Consider the following 13,571-nt stretch of genomic DNA (forward strand, 5'->3'; position numbering starts at 1 on the left):
AAGGCCTGGCTAAAACGCCAGCACCTTGAACTGCCCCGGCACCAGATAAATTCCCGGTGCGTTGGTGGAATTTTGAATCGACATGCTGGTCATGCGCGTCGCTGGCGTCGCTTTGATCAGCAGGTTGTATTTGCCGGTCACTTCACGCGACGGTCCCATGACCGTACCGCTGGCCACGCCAACGCCGGGCAAGGTCATGGTCATCGGCGCAAAGGTGGCCAGGTTGTGGGCCGGGGTGCCCCCAACGAGGATGTTGAAGGCATTCGGAATGTGCATTGGCGCCGGCGCGGCGTTGGGCGAGGTGATGGGAATTTTCGCGTCGACCGGCGCCAGGGAGAGGCCAAGCTGGGTTTTCAAAAACATGGAGTGTCCTGCTTGAAGTGTAGGAAAAACATCGGATCAATCGGCCAGGGCGGCGCCCAGCACCAGGCGCGGCAAGAATTTGGTCTGCTCCAGGTAGGCCTGGTCGAACAGGGTGCCGCCGTCGCCAAGGGTTTGCGCCAGGTCGGCGCGAAACAGGTTGGCGCCGCGCAGGTCGCACGAGCGCAAGTCGGCTTTCGCCAGGCTTGCGCTGATCAGATTGGCGCCGCGCAAGTCGCAGGCGACCAGGATGGAACGGGTAAAAAAACTGCCGCTGGCGTTCATGCGCTGCAAGTTGGCACCCGTCAGATTGGCCTCGGAAAAATCCGTGATCGCGGCTGTCGCACCGCTGAAATTTGCTCTTTGCATGCTGATTTCACGGAAATTACATTGGGAGAGTTGGGCATCCGTGAAGTCGGCATCATCGAGTGCGGTGTTGCCGGTGACCGCGCAGGTGCGCAAGACAGTGCCGCGAAAACTCAGCCGTGCCGTAGCCGTCGTGACCCATGCGCAGTCTTGCAAAGTGGCCTTGTCGAAGCAGAGATCTGCTTGCTGGCCTTCGATAAACACGCATTTCTCGAACTGCGCATGCAGAAAGCTGCAATTGCGCATGTCAACTTTGTAGAAAGTCACCGAGAAAAAGCGCGCATCGTCAAAATTTGCCGATGCGATCTGAACGTCAGTCAGCATGACTTCACCGATCCGGGCGTGGGAGAAGTCGCCGTGATCGAGCTTGGCGTCTTCCCATGCGCACTTGTTCAGTACGGCGTGCGCGAATGAGGCGTGGCGGGCGTCCGCTTGCGCCAGGCTGGCGCCATCGCACCTGGCGTGCGCAAAGCTGGCGCCGGCCAGCGACGTGCGCGCCAGGATCGCTTCGGCAAAATTGCAACCGTCCAGTGTCGCGCCGCGCAAGTCGGCGCTTTCCAGCATGGCGCCACCGAAATTAGCACCGCGCAGATCCATGCCTGACAGATCCGCCCCGGTCAGGTCCAGACCGGTAAAGTCGCGCGTGCTGGCGTAGATCGCCGCCACCTTGTCGCGCATGCGCCGGGCCGCATCACCGACCAGCACGGCCGCTGGGGCGAAACCCGTCACGCCATGCAGGTACATTTTGTGCATTTTCGCTTTCAGCTCCGCGGCCGGCATGATCTCGGGCACTGGCGTTTCGGGAAATGTTTTTCCCATGGCTGCCATGTGGGCGTGGCTGGCGCTGACCTCGGCGAAGCTGTGGGTGGGCGCCACCGGCGCCCGCGATACGCCGGCATTGCTGTCGAGCAGAGGCGCCAACTGGTCCAGCATGGCAAGCTGGTTCTGGTGTTCGGGCGGGAGATTGCTCGCCATTTCGCGACGCGTCGTGGCCAAGGTCGCCCGGGCTTGATCCATGTCGGCGGCGTGCAGCCGATCGACCTTTTCCATAAATTGCGGCAAATCTTCCAGACGGCGCGGCAGCTCGGGAGCGGCGTCCATTGGCGGAAGGATGTCATCCGGATTGAGCCCTTCCTCACGCGCCATTTGCGCACTCTTGTCGCGCTGGTTTTGCATGCGCTGCCGCTGATTGCGTTCCAGCGGGCCAGGTACCTTGTCGAACATGGTGTCTTCGCCAGGAAACAGGAGGCCCAGCGCCACGCCGTCAGGCAGCAGGTCGCCATCGCGAAAGGCGTAGTTGCTGCCGGTCTTGGGGTCAATCCTTTCTTCGAGCACCTTCAGGAAGTGGGCGTGATCGCGTTTTGCATGGCGATGCTCCAGCGCGGGCATCAGTTGCACGACGTCGTGGGCATCGTCCTGGTCGATCTCGACCACGCCGTGATAAATCAGTACGCTTTCCAGCCGGTGCGGGAAGAACCACGCCGTGGTCAGCCGCAAGTCGATGTCGGCGGTAATCTGCTTGTCATTCTGCCGTTTCACCACGAGGCAACGGCCGACCCAGTCGGGGATGGTCCCGCTCAACAGCGGGTGCTCCGGGTGCATATTGCGCAAGGTGTAGGGCGCGCCGGCAAGTTCAAAGCTGGCCGGGAAGTGCTGGTCGTCGGGCGCGGCGTTCCATGCGCGCCAGTCCATGGTCGGGGCAAGGCCGGGGAAGTCATTGTCGAACCAGTGTTGGTCGTGCACGCCCATGCGCGCCTGGCGCTGCTGCCAGGCGATGTCGATCGGTCCCATGCCGGCCGGCGCCGACGGCGGCCTGCCTGGCGCCTGGTACAGTTCGCCGGCGAGCTCGACGTTGGGCAGCCGGATCGCCTTTTCACCGCCGATATCGTCGGCGTCCATGCCGCGGCCAAGCGGATTGGCAGCGCAGGCCGCGCCGCCCAAGGCATGCATCCAGTCCAGCGGCATGGCATCGAACGGCGCCGGCGCGCTGGCGCCACCGGCGATCCAATAGCGGTCGCCAAAGACAGTCAGGCGTTTTTCCAGATGACCAACCTGAGCGGCGACGGCGCAACGGGTTTTGTCTTGCTGATGATGGGTGTAGCCAAAACCGGATACCAGAAACTCCGGATATTGCTTTGGCATGCCCAGGTCGAGGACACTGGTGTTTCCCACCTCGCTTGCCAGCATCGGCCACAACCCTTGTTCGTTCAATAGTTGGGGATTGGGGCCCAAGGTGACGTGCGCATACGCCGTCACGCATAAAAAATGCTTTTTCTGCCAGGTAAAGGGCCGGGGTAATACGCCTAATCGCATCGGTTTGATGATTTTCATACGCTGCTTGTTTATCCGGTGGCGCTGGAACTAAAATAAATATAGATCGTGCGATATTTATGGATTAAAAACTGATAATAAAATATTGCAATTATTTTAATTGGCGAGCCATGCTAACGTTATCGAAGCGGCCCGGTCAATAATGTTTTCCAGGGTTTTCAATATATTCATTTTGTCATTAACAGGTAATATAAATATCGTATCGGCTGGAATGGGGCACTGATCAACCGCCAGGCGCGCGGGTTACCAATTGCGGATCGCCGACCCATACGCCCAGCGCTGAATAGTTGTCTTGCGTGCCCTTGCAATCGCTGCCTTGACCTACTTGCCCGGCAAGCAGGGTGATCCAGTCCGCCACATTGCCTGCCACTTCCAGGCAGCGTTGCAGCGCCGCGTCATCGAGCCCATGCCAGAAGCCGTCGGTGCACAGCAGATAGGCATCCCCGTCCTCAAGCGTGCAAGCGGCTCCCGGCTCGATGCTGTCGGTATCGGCCTGGCCCAGCGCGTGGCTGAGCAGATGCGCCTTGTCCGGGCCGCAGGACAAACCCGCCTGTTGCAGTCGGGCGGCCAGGCTGTGGTCTTGCGTGCGGCGCAACAGATGACCGCGCCGGAACAGGTACAGGCGGCTATCCCCGACATGAATCCACTGCGCCATCCGTTCGCGCCGGTCGATAAACAGCGCCACCATGGTCGCGGCCATGTGCGCCTGTTCGGGGTTGCGCCTTTGTTGCGCGACGATGGCGGCATCGGCGGCATCCACGCTGCCGTGCGTCATCGCTTGCAGGCCGTACGATGACTTGTCGTCGAGCTGCTGCAAGGCCCAGTGCACCGCCAACCTGGATGCGATGGCGCCGCCGGTCTGGCCACCCACGCCGTCGCTGATCACAAAGCAGGCGTCGTTGTCACGCACCCGGAAACCCAAGGCATCTTCATTGCTGGCGCGGCCGCCCCGATGCGAGCATTGCGCCGTGGTCAAGGTCAGCATGCCTGTTGCATCCTCTGTGCGCGGTAGAGTTCGACCTCGGCGTCGTAGGCGGACAAAAAGACCTGCCCGAACACGGTATGGAAGTCTTCCTCCACGGCGGTCACCGCCGCCTGGTGCAGCGCGCGATAACGCACCCACGCGCGCCCGTCGCGCCCCTTCGGCATCAGGCGCTCGTACCAGACGTCGGCGCCCATTTGCTTGTCCACCACTTCCGGACTGAAATTGCGCAGCAACTGATTGAGCGCGGCGCGCATGCCCGCCAGCATGCCCATCTGGTGGGCCTGCAAGTCGTGGAAGGTATCGTCGACGGCGCGCTCGGCCGGCATGAAGCCGGGGAACGGTGGCCCGAACATTTGTTTGAGTACGGTCTTGGCGTCCGGCAGCAGCTTGAGCGGATTGTTTTCCTTGTCGAGCATCATGGTCAGCTCTGCCTTGACTTCACGCTTGATGATTGTGCGGCTGGTCAACAGGTTCATGGAGCCTCCGACCAGTTTGCTCAACAGGCGGCCGGCCTGATGAAAGTGCGCCTCGTTCAAGCTGCCTTCGTTTGGCGTAAAGCCGGCGCCCTCCAGAAACGCGGCGACCATTCTTGCGGCGTCCGGCGCTGGGTCGCAGGACGTGGGCCGCGTCGCCGTCCGGATCGGCGACGAAGCGATATCCGCAGCGAACTGAGCTGGCGCTGGATCGGCTTGCGCGCCGCTGGCAAGCGCCCGGCCAAACAAGGAGCCGGTGTCGAAGGGGGCGCAAGCCGCATGTTCTTGCTGCGCCAGTTCGAGCAGCGCGGTGCTGGTGTCGGGCAGGGCGCTGGCACTGTCAGCGAACAGATTGCTGTGCGATTGGGCGTCAGGGTTGGTAAAGAAATCGAGCGGATCGAGCGACGGATTGCTTAAGGTCGCAAGAGCGTCATCCGGCAAGAGCACGTCTGGCGCTGCCGCCTGCGCGACCGCCAGCGGCGCCGGCACTGGCGCAGTAGCGGCAAACAGCCTGGCGCTCGGTGCCGGCGCAAAGTCGGACACGAGCTTGTCCCAGAAAGAGTCGTCGGGAGCCGCTGTCGCCACCGGCGCGACGCTCACGGGCGCAATGTCGATTGCGTCCTCCACCTCGGCCGCCTGCCGGTCGCCAACCTGGAGCAGATACAAACCAATCCGCACCTGGTCGCCATCCCGCAGGCGCCAGAACTGGTCGCCCGTCAATGCCGCGTCATTCACTTCAACCGGGCAGACCGTACTCAGGTTGGCCAGATAAGTACCACTGTCATCGATGCGCACCGATGCCTGCAAGCGCGAAATCTGCCTGGTGTCATCGGCCAGCACCAGATGGTTGTCCGCGCCCCGGCCAATGGTTGCGCCAGGCGGGGAGAAGTGCTTGCTGAGCGGCGGGCGTAGCGGCTGTCCGCCGTGTTCGAGGATGGTGAATCGCATGCGTGTTCCCGATTATGGCTTGGCTGGAAGTGCGACTTTTTTGCGGGCCGCTTCAAACGCCGGCCCCCACATCGGATGCGAACGCTCGGTTTCGGACAATTGAAAGCCCGGATCGAGCAGCATCACGCGATCCGCTTCGGCATGGCAAGGCGCGGTTTTCTTTGTGATGCAGTAGCTGAACGCCAAGAGCTTGTGCGCCTGGACTTGCGTTGCGGTGCTTGAAAAATCGATGGCCTTGCTGGTGCTCAGGTTAACGATGGTCGCCTTGAAGTCACCGGCGGTAAATTGCTTGTTAGCTTCCGCTATGACAGCCTGCGCGCGCTGTTCCATTGCGTTCAATATCACCGCGGCGGGCCTGGCGGCTGGCTCCGGAGTGGCAAGCGGCGCGCTGGCAGGACTGGCGCACGCGCCCAGCCAGAGCGGGGCACCGATCGCCAGCACGGACGCGCCGGTTCTGGCAATAGCGGTTCTCAACATGGATACCGGAGGGCTGACGTTAACGATACGGTTCATCAAAAAATCTTTCATAGGTGAGGCAATGTCAGTGTGGGAGTGCCGCCAGTTCGATGTGCAGGTCGTCGGCCCGCGCAGCGTGCGCATGCTCGAAGCGATACGTGAACTCGCCTCCCTGCGCACCGATCGTCACACCCGTCAGTTTGTCGGGCGCTGACAAGCGCAGCAAGATCTCGCGGCTGATGTGCGGCAGCACCGTCTGCGTCAATACTGCGTCGACCATGCGCCCGCCCGATTCGAGCTGGGTGCAGCGTTGGCCGAGCAGGGCGACGGCGCTGTCTTCATAGGTGAACACAATCCGATGGTTGGCCAGCAGGCGGCGACGGATGCGATCAAATTGCAGCGCGACGATACGCGCGAGCATGCTGTCCGACAGAGGGAAGTACGGCACCACCGACAGGCGGCCGAGCAAGGCGGCCGGGAACACGTTCAGCAGCGGCTCGCGCAGCGCGCCGGCCAGCGCATCCACGTCCGGCATCAAGTCCGGGTCCTGGCACAGGCGCATCAACAGATCGCTGCCGACATTCGAGGTCAGGATGATGACGGTGTTCTTGAAGTCGATGTAGCGGCCTTCGCCGTCTTCCATCCAGCCCTTGTCGAACACCTGGAAGAAAATTTCATGCACATCCGGATGCGCCTTTTCGATTTCATCGAGCAGGACCACGCTGTACGGACGCCGCCGCACCGCCTCGGTCAGCACACCGCCTTCGCCGTAGCCAACATACCCTGGCGGCGCGCCTTTCAAGGTGCTGACCGTATGGGCTTCCTGGAATTCACTCATATTGATGGTGATGAGATTCTGCTCGCCGCCGTACAGGGTCTCGGCCAGGGCCAGCGCGGTTTCGGTCTTGCCGACGCCGGACGGACCGGCCAGCAGGAACACGCCCACCGGCTTGTTCGGATCATCCAGGCGTGCGCGCGCGGTTTGCACGCGGCGCGCAATCGCTTCCAGCGCATGCTGTTGGCCGATCACGCGCTGGCCCAGGGTGTCGGCCAGTTCCAGCACCGCTTCGACGGCGTCACCGACCATCCGTCCGACCGGAATGCCGGTCCAGTCCGCAACCACCGCAGCCACCGCGTGGGCGTCCACCGCGGTCAGGATCAGCGGCTGTTCTTCCTGGTGCAGTTCAAGCTGCACCAGTACCGCTTGCAATTCGGTCAGACGGGCGGCACGCTCGCCCGGAGCGGCTGCCCGCAACGCCTCGCGCAGGGTAAATATTCGTTCCGCCATCAGCTTCTCGGCCTGCCAGCGCGCGCTGATGGTGTCAAACTCGTGCTGCTCGGAGGCGAGGCGCCGGGCCAGCGGTTCAAGGCGGCTGGCGTCGCCCGCGCCGACATTGCATTCATTGGTCACGATGTCCTGTTCAACCAGCATGGCGTCGATGCGGCGCTGGCAGTCTTCCAGCATGGGCGGCTGGCTGTGCTGGCTCACCGCCACGCGGGCGCAGGCGGTGTCGAGCAGGCTGACCGCCTTGTCCGGCAACTGGCGCGCCGGTATGTAGCGGTGCGACAGCGCCACCGACGCCACGATGGCATCGTCGAGCAGCAGCACGCGGTGGTGGGTGGCCAGCTTGTCGGCCAGGCCGCGCATCATGGTGACGGCGCGCGCCTCGTCCGGTTCGGCGATCTGCACGACCTGGAAGCGGCGGGTCAGGGCGGCGTCTTTTTCGATATATTTCTTGTATTCGGCCCAGGTGGTGGCGCCGATGGTGCGCAGTTCGCCGCGCGCCAGCACGGGTTTTAACAGATTGGCGGCGTCGCCGGTGCCGGCCGCGCCGCCAGCGCCGATCAGGGTGTGAATCTCATCGATGAACAAGATGACCGGACGGGCGCTGGCCTGCACCTCGGTGATCAAGTCGCGCAGGCGTCTTTCAAATTCGCCTTTGACGCTGGCGCCGGCTTGCAGCAGGCCGATGTCGAGTAGCAGCAGGTCGACGTCGCGCAGCGGCGGCGGCACGTCGCCGTTGGCAATGCGCTGCGCGAGGCCTTCCACCACGGCGGTTTTGCCGACCCCGGCTTCACCGGCCAGCAGCGGATTGTTTTGGCGGCGCCGAAGCAGCACGTCCACCATCTGGCGAATTTCTTCGTCGCGCCCGGTGACCGGGTCGATGTCACCGGCACGTGCGCGGGCGGTCAGGTCGACCGTGTAGAGCTGGAGGGCTTTGCCGCTGCCGGCCGGACGCATGCCGTCAAGAGTGTCGGCTGAGTTCGCGGCTGCGGCCCTGCCGCTCGCCTGTTCCGGCGAACCGGCCAGGATCTGGCCAAGGCTGCCGGATAGCACGTCCGGCAAGACCCGCTCGAACTGACGCGAGATACCGGTCAGCACATGGCGCAGGCTACCGCTTTTAAGCAAACCAAGCAACAGATGCGCACCGCGAATTTTCTCGGCGTTAAACGTCAGGCTGCCGTAGACCCACGCGCGTTCGACGGCGTCGTCGATATGGCCGGACAGATCGCTCACCGCGCCTGCGCCACGCGGCAATCGGTCCAGCGCTGCCAGCAAGTCGCGCGACAACTGGTCCTGGTCCAGATTGAAGTGGCTGGCGACGTGCTGCAGATCGCCGTCAGGCGCCTGCCACAGCTGATGGATCCAGTGCACCAGCTCGACGTACGGATTGCCGCGCAGGCGACAGAACGCAGTGGCGCTTTCGAGTGCCGCGTACAAGGTGGGATTGAGCTTGCCGAACAGGGCCAGGCGGCTGATTTCAGACATGAAGTGTTCCTCGTTGAAGGTGAGAGTTGGCGCGCGGCGCGGCACGCTCGTTGGCCGCGCGTGCCCGGTAATCGATAATGAGGTGAGCGCCCGTTGCGCGCGGCAGGTGAGCGTTCCTTGCGCGCGCTGTGTCGGAAGGCCGTCTTCCCAGCCACGTCGACAGGCCGAGCGGCTGCATCCGGCTCAGGGCTGCCATGGGCTTCTGGTCGTCGGCCAGCAGCAGCTGGACATCCCAGCTCAAGTCCATGCCGACAAATTCGTCGACCCATTCGACCAGCGCGGCGACATGTGCGCCGCCCGGCAAAAAGCGCTGGTAGTCGTCCAGGGTCAGCGGCCCCAGCACCAGCCGGAAGCGCGACTGGGCATCGCGCACGGCCACGCCAAGCGTGCTGCCTTGACCCAAGCCCACGCCCGCGTGACCGAGCGCCAGGCGGTCCGCATCGGCCAGCCTGACCCAGTGCGTCACATGCTCGATGACCTTGACCGGGATCTCGAAATAGCTGCGCAGGATGGCCCGCAAGCCTTCCGGATTGCGGCTTTGCCGGCCCAGATGGCCGGCCTGGCAGTAGCGCGCATGCAGGCCGATGGCGCCGGGCCGCTTTTGTGCCGGCAGTCCCATGCCCAGCAGGCTGGCCAGATGCGCGTCGAAACGCGCCTCGCCCGGACGATCCAGGGTGGCGGTCACCTGACTGTCCGCCCAGGCCCGGTAAAACAGGGTAATGAGGCGATGATGAAACAGGTCGGCAAAAGCGACCAGGGTCGGATCGGCCGCCATGCGCTCGCGTTCACGCGCGTATTCGGTCAGATGCAGCGGCAGCGGGCCGTTCGGTCCAAACAGACCGAAACCGTACATGCTCAGTTGCGGCGCGCGGCCTTCCGGCTCGCGCAGGCCGGCGACCGAGGCGGGCGCAAAGGCGAGCGACGCCTGTTGCGCCAGGCGCACCGGTTCTTCGGCCGGGTGACCGGTCCGGCCCAGCGGCTGCGCGGCACCCGCGCGCGCGTCGATCCAGCGCAGCAGCGCGAACAGATCGTGCTCGTACGGCGCCTCGCGCAGCTGCTGCCACGGCGCCTGATCGGTCCAGGCCGCGTTCATAACAGCGGCCTGTTGCCCAGGCGGGCCGGCCAGCTGGCGACCCGGCCCCGCTGAGCGCTATGGAGCTCCAGCTCGGCGAACAGATTGATCGACACATAGCGCGCGAAAAACTGTTCCAGCACCGCACCGAACAAATACGGACTGTCGCCGGAGAATGCCTGCTCATCGATGGTCACGGCGATCTTCACGCCGCGCCCATGCACCGGCGGGCCGGGCTGGGGCAGGCGCCGGAACAGCGGCTGGTGCACCACCGAACGCACGCCTTCGACTTGGCGCTGCAAGCCAGCCTGGCTGTCGTCCAGGTACAGGCCCAGCAATTGGCGCAGAATCGCCGCGCCTTGCTCGCCATCCTGCTCGAACAGGCCCTGGTGATTCAGGCCAAGGTGGCTGATCAGCTGCCAGGCCAGCTTGCCATCGGCCAGCGGCGCTTGCGGACGCGAAGGCGCGCGCACGGTCGTGATCGCACCAACCGGGGCGGAGACGTTCAAGGTGAAGTCGCTGTCGCCGCCGGTACTGAGCAGCAAGGCCAGGTCGCGGTTGGTGCACAGCGTATCGACCGACAGTTGGCGCAAGGTGTCGGCAAACGGCGCCTCGTGCTGGTCGACCAGCGAAATATGGACATCGCTGCCGCTATAGGACGTGCGCGCCCCATGCTGGCGGGCGCGCTGCGACAGCAGGCGCGCTTCGCGCCGCAGGCAGTAGTAGGCGCCATGGTCGCGCGCATCGCGTGCGAACGATGCATGAAACGGCCGGAACTGGCGTTCCTCGCCGCTGCCATGACCAAGCATGGACGTCACGCTATGGACTTCAAAGTCGAGTGCCTTGCTGCGGTCGACCACCAGATGGTATTCATTGACCTTGGGCGAAACCAGGACCCGGTCCGCACGTTTCGCAAACAGGTTCACCACCGGCGTGCAGTGCATGGCCAGGTCGCCGGTGCCAACCAGCCGCTCAAGGGTTGGGTCATCGTGGTCGAGCAGGATGGTGATTTCAAAGTGCGTGCCGGTCACGCCGCGCAAGGCGCGCTGCAAGCCGGCGATACTGAAAAACAGCAGGCGGGCAGGGTAGGCAAAATACTCCTGCAAGATCCGGTAGCCCTGGAAGTGGCGTTGGTCGTCCGGCAGGAGGGCCTGCTCCATATCGAAGCCTTCATGACGCACGGCGCTTGTGTCGAGCACCTCGCCCCATGGCCGGCTGGCTCCATTGCCGCTGTCGGTTTGCCGGCACAGCACGGCGACCGTGTGACCTGCCACCAGTTCCAGCAAGCGCAAGGCGCGCTGCTCGGGACCTGCCAGATGGAAGGTCAGCTTGTCGAGCGGCGACACTTCGCAGCGCTGGCCGCCGCCAAATTGCAGGTTGATGCGCAGCGCGGCCTTGGCCCGGTGGCGCAAGCGTGCCGGCACATCGCTTGGCGCAGGGCCGAAACGCACCTGCTCCAGCGTCAGCGGCCACAGTGTGACGGCGTGGCCGGTGCGGAACTCGCAGGCGGTCTGCTCACCGCGCGTCAGGCCGGCGCGCAGCGCCGTTTTGGCCGGCAAGGTGAAGCCCGACGCCAGGCTGCCCACGCTCAGATCCGGCTGCAGCTGCACCACCGCCATGGACGGTGTCGGCGCCAGATAGCCAGGGTAGATCGATGTCAGCAGCTGCTCGGTAAAACGGGGGAAATGCGCATCCATTTTCAGCTGCACGCGCGCCGTCAAGAAGCTGAAGCCTTCCAGCAAGCGCTCGACGTAGGGGTCGGCCACTTCAATGCCATGCATGCCCAGGCGGCCGGCGACCTTGGGAAATTGTTCGGCGAATTCCGCGCCCATCTCGCGCAGGTAGCCCAGTTCGCGGTTGTAGTAGTCCAGCAGCCGTGCATCCATCAGTCGGCCACCAGGTTGTGCAGTTTGGTGTGGCCGGTTTCGATGTCCACGTCGGAACGCACCAGAAATTCCACCGGATACGGTTGCGACCATAGCTGGGCGCGGATCTCGAACGCCAGTTCGTTGTGCAAGGACAGGCTGTCCGGGTCGGACACGCAGCTGACCTGGAGCGTGTCCGGCAGCAGGCGCGGCTCGAATTTGAGGATCGCGCGGCGCAGGCTGCCGGCCAGTTCCTGGCTATCGAGCTCGGACAAATGCTTGCCCGACAGTGGAAGGATGCCGTAATTGAGCACCGAGCGCTGCACCTGCGGGTAAGCCTCAAGATCGACGTCGGCAGCCATGGCCGTGCAATTGAGCAGCCAGACCAGGTCACGCATGACGGCGCTGCGCAGGGCCGCACTGGACGTGCCGGGCGGCTCCATTTCGATGGGTTGCAGCCGATCGTGGTCGGTCAGGCGTTCCAGCAGGGCCGGGCGCAGGCGGTCGCGTGCACCCAGGCGCAGGCGTTCGGCGTCGTCATGGCGCCCGTGCACGGCGCGCGGGATCTGCTTACCCGACTTAAACATGGCCCGCCTGCGCGTCGTCAAGTCCGAAAACAATCTCGGCGATATCAAGCAGGGCGTATTCACCCTGGTCGCTCACCAGCATGCGTTGGCCGATGCCCAGGTACTGGTCGGCCCCCGCCAGCGCCAGCCATTCGGTATACGCGGCGCTCAGGATCTTTTGCTCGGTCAGCGCGGCAGGCAAGGGGTAACGCACCGGCAAAGCCGCGTGGATTTCCTTGCCGCTCACCAGATCGATGGCGCCATGCGACCAGACCAGCGCGCAGCGGTTGGTGGCCGGCACCAGGCGAATGCGCCGTACCTGGGCGAGCGGCAGCCAGAGATAGCGCTCGCCTGCGAACAGTTCGAGCACCGGGCCGAAGCGGCTGTCGCCATCGGCCAGCCAGGCGAACGGGATAAGTGTGTCGCTGGCGTGCAGCCGCAGGTGTCCGCTGCGCGCCGGCAGTTCGGCCATGGCGGCGGCGCGCACTGCGCCAGCCTCCGCATCGCTACCAGCTGCGTCGAAGTGCAAGGCATCGACCAGGCGCTCCACTGCCGCATCGGCTCCGCAGACCTCGGGCCGCCGGGCACCGGCGAACACCTGCGCGCGCGCCAGTTCGCAAGCCAGCGGTCGCAGGTAAGCCTCTGCCAGCGAATGGGCATTGGGATTGAGTTCCAGGGTCATTGTCAGCGCGGCCTGCGCACGCGGCCAATCGCCGCGCAACGCCAGCAGCTGGAACAGCTGCGCGCGCAACTGCGCGTCGTCCGGTTTGCGCCGGATGAGTTCCTTGAGCTGCGCATGTTCTTCATCCAGACTGGCTACTTCAGCGATCGCGCTTCGATTCATGTTCCACCTTTGAGAAGAGGTTCATCGAGCTTCGGCTCAATGAACCCCGCACATTACATTTCGACGTTGTCGGTGATGTTCCAGCCCATTGGGCTCGATGCGCCGTTGCCTTGCTTGTCGGTATAAGCCTGACGCACTTTGGCAGCCTGGAAGCCATAGTTCATGACCAGACGCTCAAGCGTGTCTTGCGGATCGACGCCGACGATTTGCGCCGACGTCACCAGCACATCTTCCAGGGTGACGACGCAAAACTCTTTCTTCGTGCCTGTCGATTTGCACACGTGGACAATCACGCTGCCGAGACGCAAACCGCTTGCGCAGTGCTTGATCAAGGCTGGGGTGGCCTTGTCCATGTAGGCGACCACTTGCAGGTCATTGAAGCTGGCGCGGCCTGCGCCGCCACCGACGACCATGCCGCCTGGCTGGCTGGCGCCCCACGAGAACGATTTGATATCGCTCCAATCCTTGTGCTTGTCATCGCTTGCTTCGCCGGTGACGCCAGTTACTTTCATAAACATCATTGCTGCCATGTAAA

At 63.8% G+C, this 13,571-nt stretch carries 11 protein-coding genes; all 11 read right to left on the reverse strand.

Annotation, left to right across the window (positions count from 1 at the left end):
- Nucleotides 1-9: 9 nt before the first annotated feature.
- A complete protein-coding gene (locus tag IV454_RS18635) occupies nt 10-363 on the reverse strand; it encodes a PAAR-like domain-containing protein (RefSeq protein ID WP_054267264.1) in 354 nt (117 codons plus the stop codon).
- Nucleotides 364-399: 36 nt separating this feature from the next.
- Nucleotides 400-3,057 (reverse strand): DUF2169 family type VI secretion system accessory protein, encoded by a 2,658-nt coding sequence (locus IV454_RS18640; protein WP_206087285.1) that lies wholly within the window; start codon nt 3,055-3,057, stop codon nt 400-402.
- A 223-nt stretch (nt 3,058-3,280) separates the two neighbouring features.
- Nucleotides 3,281-4,042, reverse strand: a complete 762-nt coding sequence (locus tag IV454_RS18645) for a PP2C family protein-serine/threonine phosphatase (RefSeq protein ID WP_054267266.1) — start codon at nt 4,040-4,042, stop codon at nt 3,281-3,283.
- On the reverse strand, nt 4,036-5,463 hold the full coding sequence (gene tagH, locus IV454_RS18650) for a type VI secretion system-associated FHA domain protein TagH (protein WP_206087286.1): 1,428 nt from the start codon (nt 5,461-5,463) through the stop codon (nt 4,036-4,038). The genes IV454_RS18645 and tagH overlap by 7 nt, the downstream gene beginning before the upstream one ends.
- 12 nt (nt 5,464-5,475) lie before the next feature.
- Nucleotides 5,476-5,976, reverse strand: coding sequence for a TssQ family T6SS-associated lipoprotein (locus IV454_RS18655; RefSeq protein ID WP_206087287.1), 501 nt, complete (start codon nt 5,974-5,976; stop codon nt 5,476-5,478).
- 28 nt (nt 5,977-6,004) lie between these two features.
- Nucleotides 6,005-8,689 (reverse strand): type VI secretion system ATPase TssH, encoded by a 2,685-nt coding sequence (gene tssH, locus IV454_RS18660; protein ID WP_206087288.1) that lies wholly within the window; start codon nt 8,687-8,689, stop codon nt 6,005-6,007.
- A complete protein-coding gene (tssG, locus tag IV454_RS18665) occupies nt 8,682-9,782 on the reverse strand; it encodes a type VI secretion system baseplate subunit TssG (protein WP_206087289.1) in 1,101 nt (366 codons plus the stop codon). The genes tssH and tssG overlap by 8 nt, the downstream gene beginning before the upstream one ends.
- Nucleotides 9,779-11,647: a type VI secretion system baseplate subunit TssF gene (gene tssF, locus IV454_RS18670; RefSeq protein ID WP_206087290.1), complete on the reverse strand. Its 1,869-nt coding sequence runs from the start codon at nt 11,645-11,647 to the stop codon at nt 9,779-9,781. Before tssF ends, tssG begins: the two co-directional genes overlap by 4 nt.
- Complete coding sequence (gene tssE / locus IV454_RS18675; protein WP_206087291.1) at nt 11,647-12,213, reverse strand: type VI secretion system baseplate subunit TssE; 567 nt, start codon at nt 12,211-12,213, stop codon at nt 11,647-11,649. Before tssE ends, tssF begins: the two co-directional genes overlap by 1 nt.
- Nucleotides 12,206-13,036: a type VI secretion system accessory protein TagJ gene (locus tag IV454_RS18680; protein ID WP_206087292.1), complete on the reverse strand. Its 831-nt coding sequence runs from the start codon at nt 13,034-13,036 to the stop codon at nt 12,206-12,208. The genes tssE and IV454_RS18680 overlap by 8 nt, the downstream gene beginning before the upstream one ends.
- 53 nt (nt 13,037-13,089) lie before the next feature.
- Nucleotides 13,090-13,566 (reverse strand): Hcp family type VI secretion system effector, encoded by a 477-nt coding sequence (locus IV454_RS18685; RefSeq protein WP_206087293.1) that lies wholly within the window; start codon nt 13,564-13,566, stop codon nt 13,090-13,092.
- Nucleotides 13,567-13,571: the final 5 nt, after the last annotated feature.

The sequence above is a fragment of the Massilia antarctica genome, assembly GCF_015689335.1.
Taxonomy (GTDB): Bacteria; Pseudomonadota; Gammaproteobacteria; order Burkholderiales; family Burkholderiaceae_D; genus Telluria_A; species Telluria_A antarctica.

Coding starts and splice junctions, on each gene's coding strand:
- IV454_RS18685 (WP_206087293.1), bottom strand. CDS start 13,566: ATGGCAGCAATGATGTTTATGAAAGTAACTGGCGTCACCGGCGAAGCA.
- IV454_RS18655 (WP_206087287.1), bottom strand. CDS start 5,976: ATGAACCGTATCGTTAACGTCAGCCCTCCGGTATCCATGTTGAGAACC.
- IV454_RS18640 (WP_206087285.1), bottom strand. CDS start 3,057: ATGAAAATCATCAAACCGATGCGATTAGGCGTATTACCCCGGCCCTTT.
- tssH (WP_206087288.1), bottom strand. CDS start 8,689: ATGTCTGAAATCAGCCGCCTGGCCCTGTTCGGCAAGCTCAATCCCACC.
- IV454_RS18635 (WP_054267264.1), bottom strand. CDS start 363: ATGTTTTTGAAAACCCAGCTTGGCCTCTCCCTGGCGCCGGTCGACGCG.
- tssF (WP_206087290.1), bottom strand. CDS start 11,647: ATGGATGCACGGCTGCTGGACTACTACAACCGCGAACTGGGCTACCTG.
- tssG (WP_206087289.1), bottom strand. CDS start 9,782: ATGAACGCGGCCTGGACCGATCAGGCGCCGTGGCAGCAGCTGCGCGAG.
- IV454_RS18680 (WP_206087292.1), bottom strand. CDS start 13,036: ATGAATCGAAGCGCGATCGCTGAAGTAGCCAGTCTGGATGAAGAACAT.
- tagH (WP_206087286.1), bottom strand. CDS start 5,463: ATGCGATTCACCATCCTCGAACACGGCGGACAGCCGCTACGCCCGCCG.
- tssE (WP_206087291.1), bottom strand. CDS start 12,213: ATGTTTAAGTCGGGTAAGCAGATCCCGCGCGCCGTGCACGGGCGCCAT.
- IV454_RS18645 (WP_054267266.1), bottom strand. CDS start 4,042: ATGCTGACCTTGACCACGGCGCAATGCTCGCATCGGGGCGGCCGCGCC.